This is a genomic window from Streptomyces sp. NBC_00376 (assembly GCF_036077095.1).
Classification (GTDB): Bacteria; Actinomycetota; Actinomycetes; order Streptomycetales; family Streptomycetaceae; genus Streptomyces.
Genome location: NZ_CP107962.1, coordinates 205,336 through 225,394, shown reverse-complemented (window position 1 = coordinate 225,394; position 20,059 = coordinate 205,336). Strand labels below are relative to the sequence as shown.

Annotated in this window: 20 protein-coding genes and 6 pseudogenes; 16 read left to right on the top strand and 10 right to left on the bottom strand. The window is 68.2% G+C overall.

The features are described from left to right. Positions 1 to 23 precede the first annotated feature (23 nt). Positions 24 to 1,310 carry an MFS transporter gene (locus tag OG842_RS44120; protein WP_266738362.1) on the bottom strand — a complete coding sequence of 429 codons (1,287 nt, stop codon included), beginning with the start codon at positions 1,308 to 1,310 and terminating at the stop codon, positions 24 to 26. An 88-nt stretch (positions 1,311 to 1,398) separates the two neighbouring features. On the opposite strand from OG842_RS44120, the gene OG842_RS44115 reads away from it, so the two are divergent. The 6 genes and pseudogenes from OG842_RS44115 (at position 1,399) to OG842_RS44090 (ending at position 5,389) form a co-directional block, all read left to right on the top strand. Beyond that, a complete protein-coding gene (locus OG842_RS44115) occupies positions 1,399 to 2,376 on the top strand; it encodes a winged helix-turn-helix domain-containing protein (RefSeq protein WP_266738363.1) in 978 nt (325 codons plus the stop codon). Positions 2,377 to 2,791: 415 nt separating this feature from the next. After that, a pseudogene (locus tag OG842_RS44110) lies at positions 2,792 to 3,118 on the top strand (recombinase family protein); the annotation flags it as partial. 99 nt (positions 3,119 to 3,217) lie between these two features. Then, positions 3,218 to 3,439, top strand: a complete 222-nt coding sequence (locus OG842_RS44105) for a WD40 repeat domain-containing protein (protein WP_328512809.1) — start codon at positions 3,218 to 3,220, stop codon at positions 3,437 to 3,439. A gap of 148 nt (positions 3,440 to 3,587) precedes the next feature. Further along, positions 3,588 to 3,917: a transposase gene (locus OG842_RS44100; protein WP_266693273.1), complete on the top strand. Its 330-nt coding sequence runs from the start codon at positions 3,588 to 3,590 to the stop codon at positions 3,915 to 3,917. Then, entirely contained in the window at positions 3,914 to 4,759 is an 846-nt protein-coding gene (locus tag OG842_RS44095) for an IS3 family transposase (RefSeq protein WP_266738365.1), read from the top strand. Before OG842_RS44100 ends, OG842_RS44095 begins: the two co-directional genes overlap by 4 nt. A gap of 303 nt (positions 4,760 to 5,062) precedes the next feature. Further along, complete coding sequence (locus OG842_RS44090) at positions 5,063 to 5,389, top strand: hypothetical protein (protein WP_266738366.1); 327 nt, start codon at positions 5,063 to 5,065, stop codon at positions 5,387 to 5,389. Between the two features lie 16 nt (positions 5,390 to 5,405). Here OG842_RS44090 and OG842_RS44085 read toward each other — a convergent pair whose 3' ends face one another. Then, entirely contained in the window at positions 5,406 to 5,651 is a 246-nt protein-coding gene (locus OG842_RS44085; RefSeq protein ID WP_266738367.1) for a hypothetical protein, read from the bottom strand. On the opposite strand from OG842_RS44085, the gene OG842_RS44080 reads away from it, so the two are divergent. Then, positions 5,650 to 6,225, top strand: a complete 576-nt coding sequence (locus OG842_RS44080; protein ID WP_266738368.1) for an Imm21 family immunity protein — start codon at positions 5,650 to 5,652, stop codon at positions 6,223 to 6,225. The two genes, OG842_RS44085 and OG842_RS44080, sit on opposite strands and share 2 nt — an antisense overlap. Positions 6,226 to 6,228: 3 nt before the next feature. Here OG842_RS44080 and OG842_RS44075 read toward each other — a convergent pair whose 3' ends face one another. The 4 genes and pseudogenes from OG842_RS44075 to OG842_RS44060 form a co-directional block, all read right to left on the bottom strand. After that, a complete protein-coding gene (locus tag OG842_RS44075; RefSeq protein ID WP_266738369.1) occupies positions 6,229 to 8,664 on the bottom strand; it encodes a hypothetical protein in 2,436 nt (811 codons plus the stop codon). Further along, positions 8,661 to 8,978, bottom strand: coding sequence for a helix-turn-helix domain-containing protein (locus OG842_RS44070; RefSeq protein WP_266738493.1), 318 nt, complete (start codon positions 8,976 to 8,978; stop codon positions 8,661 to 8,663). Before OG842_RS44070 ends, OG842_RS44075 begins: the two co-directional genes overlap by 4 nt. A gap of 1 nt (position 8,979) precedes the next feature. Beyond that, on the bottom strand, positions 8,980 to 10,176 hold the full coding sequence (locus OG842_RS44065; protein WP_266726579.1) for an IS110 family transposase: 1,197 nt from the start codon (positions 10,174 to 10,176) through the stop codon (positions 8,980 to 8,982). Positions 10,177 to 10,425: 249 nt separating this feature from the next. Then, positions 10,426 to 10,662 (bottom strand): annotated as a pseudogene (locus OG842_RS44060) (tyrosine-type recombinase/integrase); the annotation flags it as partial. Between the two features lie 65 nt (positions 10,663 to 10,727). Between OG842_RS44060 and OG842_RS44055 the strand changes: the two are divergent. From OG842_RS44055 to OG842_RS44040, 4 genes and pseudogenes are all read left to right on the top strand, one after another. After that, positions 10,728 to 10,958, top strand: a pseudogene (locus OG842_RS44055) (IS6 family transposase); the annotation flags it as partial. Positions 10,959 to 11,184: 226 nt separating this feature from the next. Then, the gene (locus tag OG842_RS44050; RefSeq protein ID WP_266726579.1) at positions 11,185 to 12,381 is read left to right on the top strand and encodes an IS110 family transposase; all 1,197 of its coding nucleotides are present in this window, start codon (positions 11,185 to 11,187) and stop codon (positions 12,379 to 12,381) included. Continuing rightward, positions 12,368 to 12,886 (top strand): annotated as a pseudogene (locus OG842_RS44045) (IS6 family transposase); the annotation flags it as partial. The gene OG842_RS44050 and the pseudogene OG842_RS44045, both read left to right, overlap by 14 nt. Before the next feature lie 90 nt (positions 12,887 to 12,976). Next, a complete protein-coding gene (locus OG842_RS44040) occupies positions 12,977 to 13,249 on the top strand; it encodes a hypothetical protein (RefSeq protein ID WP_266738370.1) in 273 nt (90 codons plus the stop codon). Between the two features lie 22 nt (positions 13,250 to 13,271). On the opposite strand, the gene OG842_RS44035 is transcribed toward OG842_RS44040, so the two are convergent. Further along, on the bottom strand, positions 13,272 to 14,006 hold the full coding sequence (locus tag OG842_RS44035) for an HNH endonuclease family protein (protein ID WP_266738371.1): 735 nt from the start codon (positions 14,004 to 14,006) through the stop codon (positions 13,272 to 13,274). Between the two features lie 659 nt (positions 14,007 to 14,665). Between OG842_RS44035 and OG842_RS44030 the strand changes: the two genes are divergently transcribed. Then, a complete protein-coding gene (locus tag OG842_RS44030) occupies positions 14,666 to 15,235 on the top strand; it encodes an RNA polymerase sigma factor (RefSeq protein WP_266738372.1) in 570 nt (189 codons plus the stop codon). Continuing rightward, a complete protein-coding gene (locus OG842_RS44025) occupies positions 15,235 to 15,969 on the top strand; it encodes a hypothetical protein (protein ID WP_266738373.1) in 735 nt (244 codons plus the stop codon). The genes OG842_RS44030 and OG842_RS44025 overlap by 1 nt, the downstream gene beginning before the upstream one ends. Before the next feature lie 731 nt (positions 15,970 to 16,700). Here the strand turns inward: OG842_RS44025 and OG842_RS44020 are convergent. Next, positions 16,701 to 17,165, bottom strand: a pseudogene (locus OG842_RS44020) (IS5 family transposase); the annotation flags it as partial. Here OG842_RS44020 and OG842_RS44015 point away from each other — a divergent pair. The 3 genes and pseudogenes from OG842_RS44015 to OG842_RS44005 form a co-directional block, all read left to right on the top strand. Then, positions 17,157 to 17,414: a hypothetical protein gene (locus tag OG842_RS44015; protein ID WP_328512781.1), complete on the top strand. Its 258-nt coding sequence runs from the start codon at positions 17,157 to 17,159 to the stop codon at positions 17,412 to 17,414. The pseudogene OG842_RS44020 and the gene OG842_RS44015 sit on opposite strands and share 9 nt — an antisense overlap. Before the next feature lie 99 nt (positions 17,415 to 17,513). Further along, positions 17,514 to 17,750, top strand: a complete 237-nt coding sequence (locus OG842_RS45600; protein WP_401879575.1) for a hypothetical protein — start codon at positions 17,514 to 17,516, stop codon at positions 17,748 to 17,750. Between the two features lie 168 nt (positions 17,751 to 17,918). Further along, positions 17,919 to 18,059: pseudogene (locus OG842_RS44005) on the top strand (IS5/IS1182 family transposase); the annotation flags it as partial. Between the two features lie 34 nt (positions 18,060 to 18,093). Here OG842_RS44005 and OG842_RS44000 read toward each other — a convergent pair. Then, positions 18,094 to 19,599, bottom strand: coding sequence for a CATRA conflict system CASPASE/TPR repeat-associated protein (locus OG842_RS44000; protein ID WP_266738374.1), 1,506 nt, complete (start codon positions 19,597 to 19,599; stop codon positions 18,094 to 18,096). Beyond that, positions 19,589 to 19,948, bottom strand: a complete 360-nt coding sequence (locus OG842_RS43995; protein WP_266738375.1) for a CATRA system-associated protein — start codon at positions 19,946 to 19,948, stop codon at positions 19,589 to 19,591. The genes OG842_RS44000 and OG842_RS43995 overlap by 11 nt, the downstream gene beginning before the upstream one ends. Between the last annotated feature and the right edge of the window lie 111 nt (positions 19,949 to 20,059).

Here is a 20,059-nt window from a genome sequence, read left to right as displayed (position 1 = left end):
GGAGACGCCGATGCTGGAGATGCTCAAGCCTGCCGCCCAGGTCCCGTTGAGTAGTTCGGGACGGGGGCCGGGGATGTGGGCAGGTGCCAGGTGAGAATCCAGCCGGCGGTGAGCGCCACCGCGCCGCCTGCCAGGGCAATTGCGCCGCCTGTTCCAATGCCTGCGGCCGCCAAGCCCAAGCAAACCGGCCCGACGCCCTGCAGCGTCATGCTGCCGGAGCCGAGCAAGCCGAAGGCCTGACCATGGCCATCCTGCGGCAGGGCGTCCAGAAACGGGCGTTGCAGGCCGAGAGCGTAGGCGTATCCGAGGCCGCTGACCAGCAGCAGACAGGACGAGACGCCCACTCCGGGCTCGGCAGCGAAGCCGACCAGCGGCAGCCCCGCCAGCACAACCAACGGGACTACCAGTCGCTCCCGGGCGCGTGGCCGTAGCAGTCGACCCACCAGCAGGTCACCGACAAGCATGCCAACCGGCAGACAGCCCATCAGCACCGCGTACCAGCCGGGCGCGAAGTGGCGTTCTCCCGCGTAGGCGACGATGAGGCCCTCCGCGCCCGCTACGAACGCGACGGGTAGCCACTGGGCCAGCATCAGTCGTCGCACCCTGCGTCCGCGCAGCAGCAGGCATGCACCCTGCAGGCTTGCACGGACGGCCCCGCTATCGCCCCCATCGCTGCCGGGTATGCCGCCGAACTCTCCCGGCTGCAGCCGGGGTAGCCGGATGCGGATAGCAAGCGCGCAGCCGAGGTAAAGGACAGCGCTGACCGCGAGCGCCCGGCGCGGGCCAAGTGCCGCGACGGCCGTACCTCCCAGCGCCAGGCCGAACAATTGCGCGCCGGCGCCAGCGATGTTGTTCAGTGACCGGCCCAGTACATAGGCGTCGCCCTCCAGCGACTGCGCGACCAGCCGACTCGACGCGCCGTGAAACACCGGTGTTACGAGGGAGACCAGCGCCACGACACCGAGGCTTGCCGCGACCGGCATTCGCACCAGGGCGAGCAGCAGGGCGGTGGCGCCCGTCAAGGCGTAGCCGCCGGTAATGAGCGCGCGTGGCGGCAGTCGGTCGGCCAGTGAGCCCAGCAACAGCGAACCGAACAGCTGCGGGATGAAGCCGATGCCGAAGGCCACTGCGCTCAGCAGCGCGGAGCCGGTGGACGAGAAGACCAGAACCGAGAACGTGGTGATCCGCAGCGCGTCCGCAGTGATCGCGACGGCGCGGGTTGAGAAGAGCAGCCGGAATCGCGGCTCGGCCAGGACCTCCCGGTAGGTGGCACGGTGGTTGCCCTGCGCGGGTTCGGCGGTTGGAGTCATGACGCGCAGCCTCGCCGTGCGCCCACGCCACTCACCAATGATTCGTCGCTCGACGAATCGGAACGACGTCCCGCGGTAGCCTGGCAGGGTGCTGCGCTTCGAAGTCTCCGTCGAGGACCTGCTGCGCAGCCGCTTCGCGCTGTCGCCCGCGCTGGACCTCTGCTTGCTGCTGCGCTCGCTCATCGGCCAGGGCCAGCCGCTGCCGCGAGCTTGGGCCGCCCGGCTCCTGCCGGCCTTTGAACGGCTGCGCCGCGACACCGAACTGGACGCCGCCCTCGCTCTGCAGGCCCCGCACGGCGGACCGAACTTCGTCGCCCCGCCCCCGCGCGGTCTCAACCAGACCTGGGCGGACGACCTGGCCATGATCAGGGCCACGCCGCTGGAAGCGGCCCGCCACGAATTCGCCACCACCGCGACCGGCCCGTCCGCCCGCGATCCCCGCGTACGCGCAGTGCTGGACTCGCCGGACGCCGTCTCCAGGATCGCCGAGGCGATGGACCAGGCATGGCACGAACTGCTCGCCGCCGACTGGCCGCAACTGCGCGCGATCTGTGAGCGCGATGTCGTGCACCGGGTGGGTGTGATCGGCGAACACGGATGGGCCACGACCATCGAGAGCCTGCACCCGGGCATCGCCTGGCACGCAGGCGGTATCGAGATCGACTTCTTCCGAGGCGGAACAGTCCGCCTCACCGGCGACGGGCTCCTGCTGATCCCTTCGGTCTTTGTCGGGCATATCGCAGCCCACCTGGAAGACCCCTGGCCCAGGACCTTGGTCTATCGTGCCCGCGGCACCGCTGCTCTGTGGGGCGAAAAGGAAACCGTCCCCCAACCGGACACGCTGACCGCTCTGGTCGGCCGGGCCCGAGCCCGGCTGCTGTTAGCGCTGGACGCCCCGGCCAGTACCAGCCACCTCGCCCGAAGCCTCGCCATGGCACCCGGCGCGGTAGGAGACCACCTCGCCATCCTGCGAGGCGCGGGGCTGCTCGTCCGCGCCCGGTCCGGACGGTCGGTGCTTTACCGGCGCACCCCGCTCGGCGAGGCACTGGTCGCCGGTTCGGGCTGAGGGATCAGATCAGCACTCGCCCCGGCGGTCCCGGCTCAGCACAAAGCCCGCCGCAAGTACGAGAACCGCGGCACTACGCTCGTACCGCCCGGGCCATGATCAATCTCACCGATAGCCGCTGTACCGAGGCCGGCGCCGTCGTCGGCCTCTGGCGGCCGCGAGGGCGTAGGGCCGAACGGGGTGGTGGGAAGCGGGCAGGCTGGACACCCTCACCAGGGTTCAACCCTGCGACCGAGGATCGAAGCCTGCTCGCCTGTCGTTAAACGAACGAATGACGACAGGCGCGACTGGCGTCCAATGAACCCGGACTTTCAGGGGCCTGACGGCGGCTCGGTCCCAATCAGATCCGATGGCGGCTGATGACAGGGTTTGCTGACAGCTAGGGTCGAATGCGACCGCCACAACGGGGAGCGGCATGGCCAACCTGGTCTACAAGCGGGTGTCGACCGACCAGCAGTCGACCGACCGTCAGAACCTCGTCCTCGACGAGGCCGGGATCGAGGACCCGGTCGTCTTCGAGGAGGAGGCCGGCACCTCCAGTCGCCTCCACCCGCTTGAGCGCCCGAAGTTCGGCGACCTGCTCACCTACGCGCGGCCGGGCGACTCCGTGCACATCTCCGAGATGTTCCGCCTCGTGCGCGGCACCGGGCACATCCTTGACGTGCTTGATGTCCTGCACCGCGACCGTCTCGCCCTGCGCATCCACGGCGGCGCGTTCTCGGGGTGTGACCGAGGTACGCGCCAAAGGGCAAGGATCGTCACGGCCGCCAAGGACCGGACGGTCCGGCTGTGGAACGCGACCGACGGCCGTTCCACGGGCAGCGTCGACGAGACGACCGGCGTGCCGGTCCAGAGCGTGGAGTACAGCCCTCGCGGCTCCACCCTCGCCGTGTTCGACGGGGATGCGGTGCGGCTCTGGGACACGGCCGAACACAAGCTGACGTACCGGCTGGTCGGCAACCACTGGAACGTCCGGACCTTGGCGTTCAGCCCCGACGGCACGCAGGTCGCCACGACGAGCTCCGACGGTGTCGTGTACCTGTGGAAGACCCCGGCGTCCTGACCGGATCCGCACCGGCGGCCGGGCGCCGCTCACCCTCGGGGCGGCGCCCCCATCCCGCGTAGTCGCCGCCCACGCGAATCGAGTCGATCCCGCTGATGTCCCTCCCCTCGTAGCGTGGAGTCCGTGATTGCAGGGGAAGTTGAGGTTCATGGGAACCGACAAGCGGACGTACGACGCCGAGTTCCGTGAGGGTGCTGTACGCATCGTGATCGAGACGGGGAAGCCGATCCCGCAGGTCGCTGAGGAGCTCGGTGTCCATCCGGGCACGCTGCACAGCTGGGTCTCGCGGTGGCGCCGCAACGGGTCGGCATCGTCCGACCGGCCCGCGGCCGCGGAGAGTGGCGGGCGGGTGCGGGAGAGCGAGCGCGCGGAACTGGAGCGGCTGCGGCGGGAGATGGGCGAGAAGAACAAGCGCATCCGGGAGCTGGAGATGGAGCGTGATGTCTTCAAGCGATGCATGGCCCTCTGGGTGAAATGACCGAGTCCGATCCCGCGGCACTGGCCGCGTTCATCGGTAACCAGAGGGCCGAGCACCACGTCCCGCACCGCCTGGCCTGCCGGGTTCTTGGGGTGTCGGAGTCCTGGTTCTACAAGTGGCGCGGCAAGCCCATGACAACCCGCGAGGTCCGGCGCGGGAAGCTGGCCGAGGCCATCAAGCAGATCTTCGAGGGCTCGGGCGGCACCTATGGCTCACCGAAGGTCTGGATCAGGCTCCTGCGGGAAGGATGGCGCGTCTCGGTGAACACCGTCGCCAAGATCATGGCCGAGCTCGGCCTGGCCGGACGCAAGATCCGTCGGCGCCGCGGGCTGACCAGGCCCGGCAAACGGGCCGCGGCTCCGGACTTCGTGCGCCGGGACTTCACCGCGGACGCACCCGACCAGGTGTGGGCCGGCGACATGACGGAGATCGTCACCGGTGAGGGCAAGCTGTATCTGGCCACCGTGATCGATCTGTTCTCGCGGCGCCTGCTCGGCTATGCGATGGGCGAACGACACGACGCCGAGCTCGTCGTCGCGTCCATGAACATGGCTGCCGCCACCCGCGGTGGCGACGTGAAGGGCGTGCTCTTCCACTCGGATCGCGGCAGCGAATATGTGTCCCGGCGGTTCAAGCGCGCCTGCCGGCGCCTGGGCGTGACGCAGTCCATGGGCCGGGTCGGGTCATGTTTCGACAACGCCGTCAGCGAGGCGTTCAACAGCGTGCTCAAGGTTGAGTACGTCTACCGGCACACCTTCGCTACCCGGGCCGAGGCCCGGCTGAGGATCGCCGCCTGGATCACCGGCTTCTACAACACCCACCGACTACACAGCGTGTGCTGATACCACAGCCCGATCGACTACGAACACGACCACCGAGCCAACTCCGCCTTGGGGCTGGCCGCATAGAAGATCTCCACAGAACGAGGGGATTGACACCTGGGCATTCCCTCTATCCCGCCTCAACGACATTGACATCCCTGGGATAGTCGACGAATGGATCGAACGCCCCAGCACAGCGACGGGATGCGCATGTCTCAGGAGGAGTACGAGGCAGTGCATGCCGCGGTATCTGCTGGTGCTGGCCGCTGGGCTGGCGGACAGCCATGCACGCTCAACTCATTGCTCACGCGGTGGAGTGATGTTGTGGCAGAGCTGGAAGAGGGCTATTCAAAGTGCGCGCCAGAGCTCAACAACGACATCTGGTGTCGGAGTGCGCTGGCGCGCGTCTGGCCCCTGTTGCCCCCACGCGTCCAGTTCATCCAGCAATCAGCACTGCATGAACTCGACGAGCGGTTCCGCGCGGCAACGATCCAGTGGCCCGGCCGGGGGGAGGGAGAGAGCCAGTGGTGGAAGTGGCGCATCCCTCGACTGCTTGAGGCTGAAGCCGGAGAACGCCGCGAACGGGGTTGGCCCTCCGACTGGGACATGATGCCGTTTCCCAAGCCGGATGGCGTGCAAGTGATCACCTGAGAAGCGAACCGGGCTTTCACTTCCTACCCGCTGAGTTGGTGCAGAGAAGGTCCAGCTCCATCAGCGCGGTGCCGGGGCCGGAGGCGTCCTGGACGGCCTTGGGGTACTCGGTGTCCTCGCCGCCGGCCTTGCGGACGACGGTGGCGTGCTTGATGTAGCCGCTCTTGCCTGCCTTGTTCGCGAGTGTCGGTAGGTTCGGATATTGGCTGGTGCGGAATAGCTCCCCAGCCGCTGTCGGTGGGAGTGTGCAGACTGATCGCATGACGACGTCTCGCAACAGCTCTCGGTACCTCCACGCCGACCTCGCTTGGGTGCGGTCGATGGGTGGCCCATTGATCGTTATCCCGACCTCTGCTGTGGACCAGTGGGGTGGCTGCACGGAGGACGGGATCATCGTCGGCGGGACTGAAGTTGCCGACGATTACGACCGCGCATGCGACGTAGAGGGCTGGGCCGGGATCGTCGGCGTTGGTGCCGAAGCCTCGGGGTTGGTGCTGGCGGACGAACCAGCCACGACCTGCTACCTCTCCGAGCAGAACGTCTTCGTGCGGTGGCTCGCCGCTGATTCAGATGCCGAGCTCCTTGAGGCCGCGAGGACCGTCTTGGACGATCCCGCCACCGGCTGGGAGGACTGTGGGGTGTGGGAGACCGATGGATCGGCGGTTCTCCTGGACTCCGCCGTAGCCGGAGCGGACCTCGCTGTGGAGTACCCGGACCAGGGAGGTCTTCCGGAGCAGGCCCAGATTCCTGTGCCCGCAGGACGCTGGAGCGTTCGCGCGACTCATAAGACGGGCGACTTTCCGTGGGTGGGGGTCGTCCAGCTCCTTCCTGCATGACTCTCACGTATCTGAGCGACGGGCCACCTCGGCCGCGTAGGCGGTTCTGACGGCTCCTGCCGCCCACCGTTCGGCGGCGAAGGAGCTGACTCCGAGGAGCCGTTGCAACACGGCCGGGGGCATCTGGATGCAGAGGTCGAGCAGGGCGGCGCATCGTGCGGCTTCGGAGGGAAGCCCGATGTTGTGGAGTCTTCTTGTGAGCCGTCGGTTCGTCAGCGGCTTCCCGGGTCGCTGGGTCGGGAAGAGCCAGGGCGTGTTCTGCTCGTTGGACATAACCATGTGTTCGTGGCTGCGGGCGATCTCGACGAGCTGAAGCACGAGTTCGTCCAGGGGTGGCGGGAGCCTCAGTGGTGTCTTGTGAAGCTGTATGGCGACCCCCTTGTCGTCGTGGATGACGTGCGAGGTAGTCAGCTGGCTGATCTTGGCGGGAGTCTGTCCGTAGAGCAGGACCATGAGCCCGGTGACGCGGTCTCTGGTTTCGAAGGAGTCGTCGTTGAGGAGCTGGCGGGCGATCGTCCAGCGTTCGTCGGCGTCGAGCGGCCGGTAGAAGGATCTCTGGGGCCGGTTGGGGATGCTGATGCCGGAGGCGTACTTGCTGCGAACAGCCCAGGCAACGAATGCGCGCGCGATATAGGGGCCTTGGTGGTTCTCCGAGGTGAGCCAGAGATCGATGAGCGTTTGATCGCAGATCGCCAAGGTCGCATCGTGCTTCTTGAGCCAGGTCAGGAAGGTGACGGCCTTGGCGATCTGGCTCTGGGCGACATCGACTGCCGCTGGTGAGATCGGTTTGCCCCGGGCCCGGCGCCTGATGCGGACGACACGGTCCCAGCGGGCGAACGCGGTGATCAGCTGGCGGTCTTCCGGATCGTCCAAAGCCTCGATCTTGAACTGGACCCACCGCTCCAGCCGGGCCAGGTACTCATCACGGACGGGCAGGACGCCGGCCGAGACCAGGACGGAGCGGAAGTAGTCGACGGACAGATCCTTCGGGCCGGACATCCGTGCGTCGAGGTCCTCGTGGGTGAGGTCGCAGGCTCCGGTGCCGAGGTCAGTGACCAGTTCCTTGGCCGTAGCCGATTCGCGCAGATAGAGCAGGGTTCGGCGGGAATTGAAGTCCAGGAGGGCGGTTGCGACCCGGTCGAGCTCCGGACGGAGCTCGCCGTTCGGCGAGGTCAGCAGCTGTCGCAAGTGACGTTCGCCAGCGCATCGCTGGCAGAGGCCGAAGTGAAAGAGCTTCTCGACGGTGCCGCACTGTTGGCACGGCTTGCGGGCCTCGGGAGCGACCTCCCAGCAGTTTTCGCAGAACGGTCCCCGAGGGGTGCGGGCGACAACGCGGGAGGGACGTCCACAGTCGGTGCAGGGCTCCAGTTTTGTCAGGCAGGCCCGGCAGCGTGGTGTGCCGGCGGCGCTGTGGAAGCAGGGGCGAACCTTGCCGCAGGTGCTGCACTGCATCCTGGGTGGCTTACGGCAGGACGAGCAGAGCGGGCCGTTCCCGGTCCGGGCGGAGACGGCCCGATGGCGGCCGCAGTTGACGCAGGTCTCTTGGCAGGTCACGTCCTTGTTGCGGCAGTCGCTGCAGAAGGGGGCGCCCTCGGTGGTGCGGCCAGCGACGGGCCGGGTGCGACCGCAGTGCGTGCAGGGCTGGGCAGTCGAGCGGTTGTAGCACGTGCCGCAGACCCGCAACCGCTTGATGGAGTGGCTGAGTCGGATCGCGCGGTCGCAGTGCGGGCACTTGGGCGCCGGGACGCCGTCGGCTCCGGCCTGGTGCAGGCGCTCGGCCAGAAGGAGGGTTCGGGGCCCGTAGTGGTGGGCCTGCCCGGCCAGCAGACCCGGCTGGTTCTGAATGTCCCAGAGCAGGCGCCGGGTGATCGGACTGCTGCCCTTGGTGACCTCGGCGACTACGTCCTGGAGCACGGACTCGTCGAGTCCGAAGGCAAGGGTGTTGAGGTAGTTCAGGAGGTCCGCGGTCGGGTCCTCGGTGCACTCGGCCCTGTAGCAGGAGCGGCAGGCTTCACGACCAGAGCGGTCCAGCCCGTAGCGCGGAGTGTTGCGCTTGCCGCAGACGCTGCAGGTCCATCCCCCATTCGGGCGCGCGCGACCGCATGAGGCACACGTCCGCAGGCCGGATCCATCGGTGTTCGTGAGCGGCTCCAACCTGCCGCAGCGCGAGCACGGCGGCCGAACGACGTTGGTGGCGCCGACCTGGGCGAGAGAGCGGATCAGACGCTCAACCGAAGCCGGGCCTTCGGCCCGGCCCGAGGTGAGGAGCCCGGGATCGCGCTCCAGTGTCCGGGCCAAGAGGACAGCACGCGGCTTGGCGTGTACGGCCTGTGCAATCGCGCGCTGGACCGTATCCGGCGGCAAGCCGGGCTCGATCGCAGCGATCAGATCGACGATCACCGCGTTCGGGTCCGCTTCGGCCCTCGGGACGGTGGTCATGACGGCCGAACGATCCGGGCCCGCTTGGGCCGGAAGTCTCCCACCCCTGTGGTCTCGGTGCCGTCCGCGGCCTTCTTGGCCCGGGGCCTGCCCGCGGCGACCGGCTCGATCAGGTCGTCCATGGAGCATTCGAGAATGTCCAGCAGAGCCATCAGCACCTTGAGGTTGAGCCGTTCCGGCACCTCGACCACCAACCGGTAGATCTGGCTGGGGGACAGGTTGATGCCCCGCTCGGCAAGCTGCGGCCGCAGGTCAGTCGTGGAAAACATCCCCTTGGTGGCCATGACTTCGCGCAGGTGCTTCCCAATGCCGATGTCAAGCCGCCGTCGTCACTGAGGGTATGACCTGGTAGCACCGTCGGTCACGGATCAGAGCCCACAGGACGTTGACGCGACGGCGTGCGAGCGCGAGGACGGCCTGGACGTGCCGTTTCCCCTCGGCGCGCTTGCGGTCGTAAAACTTCCGTGAGTTGGGGTCTCGTTGGACGCTGACCAGCGCGGAGATGTAGAAGACGCGCTGCAGGCGACGGTGGTATCTCGTCGGTCGGTGGTCGTTACCGCTGACCTGGCCGGAGTCGCGTGGGGCGGGGACCACGCCGGCGAAGGCCGCGAGCCGGTCGGCCGTGGGGAAGGCGTCCAGGCTGCCGCCGACGGCGACGAGGAACTCGGCACCGAGGATCGTGCCGATGCCGGGCATGGACTGGATCACGTCGGCCAGTTCGTGTTCGCGAAACCGGCCCTCGATGAGTTTGTCGGTCTCGGTGATCTTCTCGTTGAGGACCATCACCTCCTTGGCGAGGGTGTGCACCATCTTCGCGATGGCCTTCTCACCCACGACGGCGGTGTGCTGGCGCTCGGCGGCCTCAACCACCTTCTCGGCGAGGGCAGCAGCGTTGCAGACCTTGCGGTTGCGCAGCCAGGCGGTCAGCCGCCGACTGCCCGCGCGGCGGATCGCTGCCGGTGTCTGGTAACCGGTTAGCAGCACCAGCGGGCCGACGTTACCCAGGTCGAGGGCCCGTTCCAGGGCCGGAAACATGCTGTTCAGCAGGGCCTTGAGCCGGTTGGTGGTGCGGGTGCGGTCGGCGACCAGATCGACGCGGTGGTCGGTCAGCAGCCGCAGCTCGAGCGTGGCTTCGTCGCCGGGGCGGATCGGCTGGAGGTCGCGGCGCATCCGGGCCTGGTCGGCGATCACGCGGGCGTCACGGGCGTCCGTCTTGCCCTGGCCGCGGTAGCTGTCGGTGGCCCGGTTGACCGCGATACCGGGGATGTAGACGAGCTCCTGGCCATGGTTGACCAGAAGGGCGATCAGCAGGCCGGGCTCGCCGCCGGTCATGTCAAGCGCCCAGGTCGTCTTGCCGCCGTCGGCGAGGTCCAGGACGTCACCGATCAGCTTCAGCAGTTCCGGCTCGTCGTTGGCCACCCGACGCGACAGCAGCGTGTCGCCCTCGCTGTCCAGGACCAGGCAGTGGTGGTGGGTCTTGCCGCAGTCGGTTCCCGCCCATATCCGGCTCATCGTGCTCCATTCGGTCGTACATGCCTTGCGTACCACGGACGACCTCGCCGGCATTGCTCTACACAGCGACTTGTTCGCACTTCCCAATCGGCGGCCGAGTCGTCGTGGGGAGCCAGGCGGCCAAGCACCTGAAGCCACGAACGGCAGCCACTTGTCAGCCACACCCAGCTCCCCTGGGTGTCCTCACCCTACGAACGGGAGGACCAACCCGTTCAAGAAGGTAGAGCCACTTGTAGTCGAGCTTGGCCGTCATGATCGTCCGCTCCGTTCTGGGGCCTTGGGGCCGGGATCGCTTTCGAAGGCCAGGTCGATGGCCTTGAGTATCATCGCGTTGGCGAAGTCGTCGCTGACCGCGGTGTAGAGGGCGGTGGTGGATGCATAGAGGTGGCCGACCTGTTCCTGGATGAACTTCGGGTCGACGCCGTCTTCGATGTTGTGGGTGACGTACGAATGCCGCAGGCAGTGCGGCACCAGCTCCTGCGGGAGGCACTGTCACGTTGACTGACCGGGTGGGATGATCTTCTGGTTGGTCATGCTGGGAGGGGTCGTCCGTGGACAGCGCATCGCCGTCGTACAAGGGGCACCGGTACCCGGTCGAGGTCATTGCCCACTGTGTGTGGCTGTACCACCGCTTCCCGCTGTCGTTCCGCGAGGTCGAGGAGCTGATGCTCGAGCGCGGCGTGGTCGTCTCCCACGAGACGGTCCGCCGCTGGTGTGCGAAGTTCGGGCAGGCCTACGCCAACGGCCTGCGCCGGAGGCGGCCCCGGCCCGGCGACAAGTGGCTCTACCTTCTTGAACGGGTTGGTCCTCCCGTTCGTAGGGTGAGGACACCCAGGGGAGCTGGGTGTGGCTGACAAGTGGCTGCCGTTCGTGGCTTCAGGTGCTTGGCCGCCTGGCTCCCCACGACGACTCGGCCGCCGATTGGGAAGTGCGAACAAGTCGCTGTGTAGAGCAATGCCGGCGAGGTCGTCCGTGGTACGCAAGGCATGTACGACCGAATGGAGCACGATGAGCCGGATATGGGCGGGAACCGACTGCGGCAAGACCCACCACCACTGCCTGGTCCTGGACAGCGAGGGCGACACGCTGCTGTCGCGTCGGGTGGCCAACGACGAGCCGGAACTGCTGAAGCTGATCGGTGACGTCCTGGACCTCGCCGACGGCGGCAAGACGACCTGGGCGCTTGACATGACCGGCGGCGAGCCCGGCCTGCTGATCGCCCTTCTGGTCAACCATGGCCAGGAGCTCGTCTACATCCCCGGTATCGCGGTCAACCGGGCCACCGACAGCTACCGCGGCCAGGGCAAGACGGACGCCCGTGACGCCCGCGTGATCGCCGACCAGGCCCGGATGCGCCGCGACCTCCAGCCGATCCGCCCCGGCGACGAAGCCACGCTCGAGCTGCGGCTGCTGACCGACCACCGCGTCGATCTGGTCGCCGACCGCACCCGCACCACCAACCGGCTCAAGGCCCTGCTGAACAGCATGTTTCCGGCCCTGGAACGGGCCCTCGACCTGGGTAACGTCGGCCCGCTGGTGCTGCTAACCGGTTACCAGACACCGGCAGCGATCCGCCGCGCGGGCAGTCGGCGGCTGACCGCCTGGCTGCGCAACCGCAAGGTCTGCAACGCTGCTGCCCTCGCCGAGAAGGTGGTTGAGGCCGCCGAGCGCCAGCACACCGCCGTCGTGGGTGAGAAGGCCATCGCGAAGATGGTGCACACCCTCGCCAAGGAGGTGATGGTCCTCAACGAGAAGATCACCGAGACCGACAAACTCATCGAGGGCCGGTTTCGCGAACACGAACTGGCCGACGTGATCCAGTCCATGCCCGGCATCGGCACGATCCTCGGTGCCGAGTTCCTCGTCGCCGTCGGCGGCAGCCTGGACGCCTTCCCCACGGCCGACCGGCTCGCGGCCTTCGCCGGCGTGGTCCCCGCCCCACGCGACTCCGGCCAGGTCAGCGGTAACGACCACCGACCGACGAGATACCACCGTCGCCTGCAGCGCGTCTTCTACATCTCCGCGCTGGTCAGCGTCCAACGAGACCCCAACTCACGGAAGTTTTACGACCGCAAGCGCGCCGAGGGGAAACGGCACGTCCAGGCCGTCCTCGCGCTCGCACGCCGTCGCGTCAACGTCCTGTGGGCTCTGATCCGTGACCGACGGTGCTACCAGGTCATACCCTCAGTGACGACGGCGGCTTGACATCGGCATTGGGAAGCACCTGGACGAGGTCTTCGTGAAGATCAACGGAGAGCAGAAGTACCTGTGGCGGGCCGTTGACGCCGACGGCAACGTGCTCGACATCCTGGTCCGGTCCCGCCGGGACAAGGCCGCGGCCCGGCGCTTCTTCCGCAAACTGCTCAAGAGAACCTGCTCGGTGCCGAGGGTGATCGTCACCGACAAGCTCCGCTCCTACGGCGCGGCCCACCGCGAGGTCATGCCCTCCGTAGAACACCGCGCCCACAAGGGCCTCAACAACCGGGCGGAGAACAGCCACCAGCCCACCCGCCAGCGCGAACGCGCCATGAAAGGCTTCCGTAGCGTCGGCGGAGCCCAGCAGTTCCTGTCCGCGTTCAGCGGCATCTCACCCCACTTCCGACCACGCCGCCACCTGATGACCGCCCCCGAATACCGCACCGAGATGACCACCCGCTTCGCCATCTGGGACCAGATCACCGGCGCTGCAAGCCGGCCCACCACGGCCTGAGCACGGAGCCGGAACCCGACCCCACCACACCCGACACACCATCAGGCACTCACACACCCAACAACGTGACAGCGCCGGCACGCGGACACCGTGGACGCCCTGGCGCTGGGAGTCACCGGCCCCCGGCTCAGGCCGCACCATCTGGTCCTGGCGGTGGGGGACGAGGGCGGGCCGGCCCGGGTGTCCGCCCGCCTGGAGCCGGTCCTCGCGGCTCGTGTCGGTGAGGCCTTGAGCGGCGCGGCGGTGGTGGGGGAGCGGCGGGCGGAGGGCGAGCCGTACACACGGGTGGAGACGGATCTGGTCGTGGAGGTACTGGCCGGGTCCGGCCGGCACGGCACCCTCACCGTGGTCCGGATACGGTGAGGACGCCGTGCCTGACTGCTGGTCAGGGGGCGGTTTCGTACTTCACGACGGTGTCCGCGCAGTTCTTGGCCAGCTTCTCCAGGGCCGTGCGCTCCTTGTCGTCCGCGGTGAGCTTCCAGCGGAGCTTGGTGCCCACCCAGTCGGCACCGTAGGTGCACTGTGCGGACGCGGCCGGGGGAAGCCATTCGGACGGGTCCCGGTCGGCCTTGCTCCTGTTGGTCTTCGCGGTGACGGCGACCAATGACCGGTCGGCGGTGAGGTCGTTGGCGTACTGCTCGCGCCGGTCCGCGTCCCACTTCGAGGCTCCGGAGTCCCAGGCTTCGGCGAGCGGGACGACGTGGTCGATGTCGAGCTTGGTGGCCGCGTTCACGGTGACCTCGTCGTAGTAGCTCAGCCACTCGCCCCCGCTCAGCGCGCACCGGGCCCCCTGCTCGGGAGCCTTGACCGCCTCGGAGATCAGGACTTCCTTCCGGGTGTCGCAGCCGTCCTTGTCGGCGTCGACCCACAGGCGGAAGGAATCGCGCTCGTACCCGGTGCGGTCCTCGACACCGGCCGGGATCTTTGCGATGGCCTCGGCCAGGGACAGGTCGCTGCCGCCCGCAGGTGCGCCGGGTGCTGGGGACTCCTTGCCCGGCTGGGAGGCGGCAGGGGCCGAGGGCTTGGAGTCCGACTCGGACTTGGCCGCGCTGGGATTGCATCCGGCGAGGGCCGCGATGAGAAGGGCGATGGCGATCGGGGCGAGGCGACGTGCTGTCACAGCGGTACTCCGGCAGGTCAGGGGCTGGTGCGCCCTCATGATGGCAGGAGTGGACAGCTGGTGACAGACGATCAAATGTGCAGGTGGTAAGCCCTGCTGCCACAGCACGGCATTCAGCGACGGGACGGCTGACGCTGCGGTGGCGCACGGGGATGCGCGCGTTCGAGAAGGCCGGCGTCTTCGACGTCACCATGAAGCCGGTCACCGGCCCCCTGGATGGAGACCCCGGTGCTCAGCCAGCAGCCTTGGTGGCCTGTCCGGAGATGCCTGGCTTCCCTGACCGGTGCGCACGGTGAATGACGCCGAGACCTCCCGCTACACCTACGGAGCGTGTGAGATAGGTCATGCCACGTGAGTAGATACGCAGGTCAGATGCCTTTAAGTAACTGGTTGATCACACAACATGAGCGAACGTGCGTCCCACGCCTAACTCTGAGGGGGCTCCCGATCGGTGTAGGGGTGCAAAAAGCCCCCGGCGCGCAACGGCGCACGCCGGGTCTCGAACTGGAAGAAGAGGAGGAGTCCGTGAGGCTTTTCAGGGCCTGGTACACGCCGCTGGTACAACCCGGCGCCTACCAGATGACCGCCTCGCAGGCTCGCGCGTCCTACCGCACCGCGTGCCCACGGCCGTCCCACCCGCCTGCCCACAAGGGGGCACTGTGAACGGCGGCCCCCACGAGAGCCACGAACTCGCCCCGGAACAGCAGCCGATGGACGCCGCTTTCCGCGACTTCCTCATCCGGCACAAGGACGAGTTCTTGCGCATCGCTATCAGCCACCTTCGCGACCTGTTCGACGCGGACGAAGCAGTCCTCGACGCAGCACTGAAGATCTACAACAAGTGGCCCAAGATCAAGGCTCACAACAACCCTCTGGCCCTGGCCCGGAGAATCGTGCACGCCACGAGCATCGACTTCTACCGACGTCGCGCCCGTCTCGTCAGCCGGGAGATCCCCCACTCCGGGCTCCTGCACGCCCCAACCGCGGACGACCTGCTGGAGCTTCGCGGATACGACCGGCTTGACCGGGCCCGCGCCATCCTTCAGGACCGGGCACCGAAGCAGGCGGAATGCGTCCGGCTCCGCTACATCGAGGAGATGGAGTTCGTCGAGATCGCCCACCAGCTCAGCATCACGCCCAATGCCGCCAAGACCAACGTCCATCTCGGGCTCAAAGCCCTGCAAGCCCTCATGACTTCCCCCGAACCGAGGAACGGAGGAGATTCCTGATGCTCGAAGAGACACTGCGCGCCGAAGCACAGGTCCTGCACGACATGCTCAGCACCCACGACACCGACGACTTCATGAACCGACTCTCCACACGCATCGAAGAACACGCGACCCGCCCTCCCAGAGTCCAGGACGACCCCACACGCTCCTTCTCCGCGGACACCTGCACGCCCCCCTCCTTCACCCCGCAGCGTCAGCGCTTCACCCGCCCCGCCATCCGGCGCGGCCTCCGACGCCGCCCTCTTCCGGTCGTCACGCGCAACCCAGCGGACCAGCCGGCGGTCACGCTCGCCCACCTCCGGCAGCTGTGCGAAACCATCCTCAGCGCCGAGAACGCCGCCACCCTCATGGCGGCCTTCGACCTCGACTACGACGCAACCGGAGCCTGCGCCTTCGCCTGCCTGCTCTACATCCTCGGCCGGCGCGACAGCGCCCTCTACTGGTGGCGTTTCGCAGCCGGTGCCGAAAACGCCCTCGCCGCCCACGTCCTGGCCCTCTACCACGCCGCCAACGGAACCGTCCCGGAAGCCAGAGTCTGGTGCGCGCACTCCCGACTCCTCGGATTCACCGCCGACAAGCACCTGCCCCTCCCCCTACACCTCGCCCGAGCCACCCCCCCGGACCGCGACATCGCAAGCTCCGCACCAACGCCGACCAATGAGGCCATGGCCTCCTTCGTCCTGAACGACCGCCTGCCCGAAGGACTGCCCAAGACCGCACTCGTCCGCCGCTGACGACCCTGCCGATCCCCGTCCCGCCCTGTCCGGCAACCAGCCACAGGGCCCAACCGGCCTGCCCCGAACCAAGGATCCCGAAATGAGCACTGCAAAGCCCTGCCCGGAAAGACCCCCAAGCCTGTCGCGCCTGCGCAGATGGGCCCTCGCTCAGCGGCGCCCTGCCGCAAGCCACTTCGTAGGCGGCCTGTGCTACGGCGCCGGCACCCTGGCCGCCAGCCTCATCGCACTCTGGCTCCAGCAGCGCCCCTGAGACAACCGGTCGGCGGCACCGACACCTGGAGGGCACCCAGTTCGTCGCAGCCCTGTTGCGTCGTCAGTCCAGGCCAAGCGGCTCGCTGCCGAGCAACAGCGTCGTGCCTTCCAGCGCCCTCCGCGGCGCCGCCCACGCCACCGGGGAAGGCACCGTCGTCCTCGTCGTCCATGGCCCCAACAACGGCTGCAGCCCCCGGCCCTGGGCCCGGCTTCGGACCTGTTTGTACCCGATGCCCCTGACCGCCGCTGATCAGGGGCATTTCCTCGCCCGAACCCCAAGCGCCCAGGGCCCCGGGCGTGTCGACCGGGGCCCTAGCCTCGTGGTGTCCTGGTTGCGCGGCCGAGGCGCGCCCGCCCTACCGGGCACCGCCTTAGGGCCTGCCGGAAAATAACTTGCTGTCGAACACCCTGACTGCGCTGGGATGTCAAGAGCCAGAACACACAAGTTATTTCCCAGCAGGCCCTTACTGATCATTTCAGAATGAGGTTCGGAGTCGTCGCAAGCAGATGATGCTGCATTCGAGTTGGAGTAGTCCGAGGTGGAGGTCGGCTCGTATCTCGTAGCGGATCCGGAGGCGTTTGAACTGGTGGAGCCAGGCGAAGGTGCGCTCGACGACCCACCTGGTCTTGCCCAGGCCGGATCCGTGGGCGGTGCCCTTGCGGGCGATCTTCGGTGTGATGCCGCGAGCGCGGAGCAGGCGTCGATACTTGTCGTAGTCATAGCCGCGGTCGGCGAACAGCCGCCGTGGCCGGTGACGGGGCCGGCCGATCAGGCCGCGGATGCGGGGGATGGTGTCCAGCAGGGGCATGAGCTGGGTGACGTCGTGCCGGTTTCCGCTGGTCAGCGAGACGGCAAGGGGTGTTCCGTGGCGGTCGGTGATCAGGTGGTGCTTGCTGCCAAGCCTCGCGCGGTCGACCGGCGAAGGTCCGGTGTGAGCCCCCCTCGTCCGCGATTACGACAACCCGACGACCCAAACGCCATCCGGGTCGAGCACAACGGCCTCCCTCTCGGCTGGATCGCCAAGGGCACAGCCCGGCCGCTCGCGCTGGCCCTCGACGACCGGCCCGCCCCCTTGGTCACAGCCGTCCTGCACACCGACACCCGGTCCTTCGCCGACACCAGGGGCACCAACCAGATGGCTGGCTACGACCGGGTCGATCTCACCATCACTATCAGCCCCAGAACATAGGGTTCGGAGCCCTCACACGCATCACCTTGGCCGCCGGAAGCCGTCGCAGACAGAGTCCTGATCTCCGCCCCCGTCGCACCACCGTCCGGCTCTGGGACCGTGCAGATCACCTTGCACGGCCCCCTGCTCGCCGCCTACACCCACCGCATGCCAATCGCGGACAGCAGCTCCACCCGCTCCGGGGACAGCGTCGCGGCCCTGCTCCCGCTGGTTCCCGATCCACGCCCCGAGCCGGAGCTCCCGCTCCTCCTGGTCCTCGCCAACGATCCGTTCGACGTGCTTCCTCGGCACCCGAACGTGCCCCCGCGCTCGAAGAACTGCTTGGCGGCCTCGTAGTTCATCGCCCCCACCGCCCGCAACCGGGGCCCTGGCCCGGCCGCGGTTCCCGCCCCCGCCATCGGTCCCTCCGCCACCGGGCCCACCGCCTCGGCCACCCGTACCCCCAACTTCTTGACGGCGTTCGCCCGTGCCTTGGGCCCGCACGGCACCAGCTCGCTCAACGGTGTGGCTGGTGTGATCACGGCGCCGGAGCAGTCCCGGACAGCTCCGTTCTCCGGGCCGAGCCCTTGCGTCTTCGGGAAGCCGGTGACGGTTCTGCGGCGCCAGGGCGCGGACGCGGTCCGCAGGGGCCGATCGTGGAGCCTCATCCACGACTGATCACAGGCCGTCTGACAGGTTCTCAGACTGCGCGTGACACCCATCGCCGGTCCGCCAGCACGAAGCCGAGAGCGCAGACCATCGCGCAGCCCACGCTCACCACCGGACGCGCCGGAACGTGCAGGGCGGTGACGGAGAGCACCGAAGCGCCGAGCCAGCCCGTTGCCGTGCCCATGCACAGGACGGACAGGCGGTCGAACCCGGCGGGCCGACGGGCCCTTCCGTCGGCCCGCCGCCAGCGCATCAACTGAACGGGCAGCAGCAGGGCGAGCACGGACAGCCAGGTGATCAATGGCGCGTGCAGCGCACCCGGCAACGGCAGTTTGTAGGAGAGGGACTGCACTGCGGCCAGCGCCGTCAGCAGCGACCCGAGCACTGCTCCCTGTACGACGGTCGTGCGTTGTTGGAGCAGCGCCAGTCGCTGCCGCACGATCGACTCGGTCGTCCGGGAGATCTCGTCGGCCTCGCGCTTGACGGATTCGGCATGGGCGATGTCGTCGTCGATCAGGGCGAGGAGCGAGCGGGCCAGGTCCTGGTCCGGGTCGGCGCCCGCTCCGGCCGGAGGCGGCAGCAGCTCCGCCAGGGAATCCGAGGTGATCCGCACCGACTGGCGCATGTCGCGGAGGTCCCTCAGCGATTGGTTGAGCCCTTGGTCGCCGACGTACAGAGCGGCGATGGACGCGTCTGCGGCGATCAGCTCGTCCGGCCCGGAACCGGTGGCCAGTACGCTGCCGCACAGCCCGGCCAACCGTTCCGACGCGGCCGAAAGGCGCTCGCACAGGGAGTGGAGGGCTGGTTGGTGCGTGCGGTGCACGGACGCGTGGTGCCGCAGCCTGGCCATCCCTTCCAGACAGCGGAGGAAGGGGGCGACAGCACCCGAGGGGTCGATGTGCCACAGCCAGGCATCGAATTCCGCCTCGCGCGATACCGGCCCCACTACCGCGGCCGTACCGACCGCCCCCGGCCCCGCAGAACGTGTGAACCGGACCAGGTACCCGTCGGGCGACCGCCGCCAACTTCCCTCCGGCGGCACAGGCGTTCCGACCGCCGGCACCGAGGTGAGCAGGCGGCTCAGCCGACCTGTGCCGGGTGGCGTCCGCCCACTGTCGAGCACGCGGTGGACGTACGTGGTCGAGGAACCCAGCCGCTCGGGCAATGGCGCCACCCTGTCCCAGCGGCGGCGCAGGTCCTCCCAGGAGACGCCGGGGCCCGGAAACAGCACGACCGCGATGCCGATGGCATCGCCACGACGGTACGCGAAGGCCTGCGCGGGCGACGGCCCCGTGCGCTGGGCCGCCGCGAGCAGCGTGTGGCCGATGGCGCTGCCCGTCACGGTCGGCGGTGCCAGGGCGGGCAGTCGGGAGGGGCCGAAGCCGGGGACCGGATCGGTCACGCCCAACCGGTTGCCCAGCCGCTCCCACAACCGACGCACGGAGAAGTGACCGCTCTCCTCGTCCCGTACCGCCGCGGCCAGCGGAACGAAAACGTGGACGATCAGGGCGCGGCCCTCGAAGCGGCTACGTGGCATGGCCGTTCGGCGACTCGGCAGAATCGACCGGAATCGGGGCGTCCTCGTCGTCCGCGGCAGCTCCCCGGATACGGCTCACGAGCCGCTCGACCCGGTCGGCGAGCCCGGTCGGCGGCGGGACCGGAGCATGGGCCCCGCCGAGCATCCGCATGCGCTTCGACGGCAGGGAGTCCTCCAACGCGTACAACGCGCGCCGCAGGGCGGCGGTGTCCCCGGCGTCCAGGGCGGTGTCCACCTCGTCGAGGGCCAGACCCACCCGGTCCCAGACGCGAGGACCCACCGACTCGATCGCACCCAAGGCAGCCAGCAGCGGGTCCGCTTCCTCCAAGGCGTCCAACCAGCCGTTCACGCAACTCCCAGTCATTCTTCCGAACTGTAACGGCATGCCATCATAAGGAAGTTACGGTCGATCGTGCACTCATCCACCAGTGACGGGAAGTGTTCATGGCGGGCGTGGCGG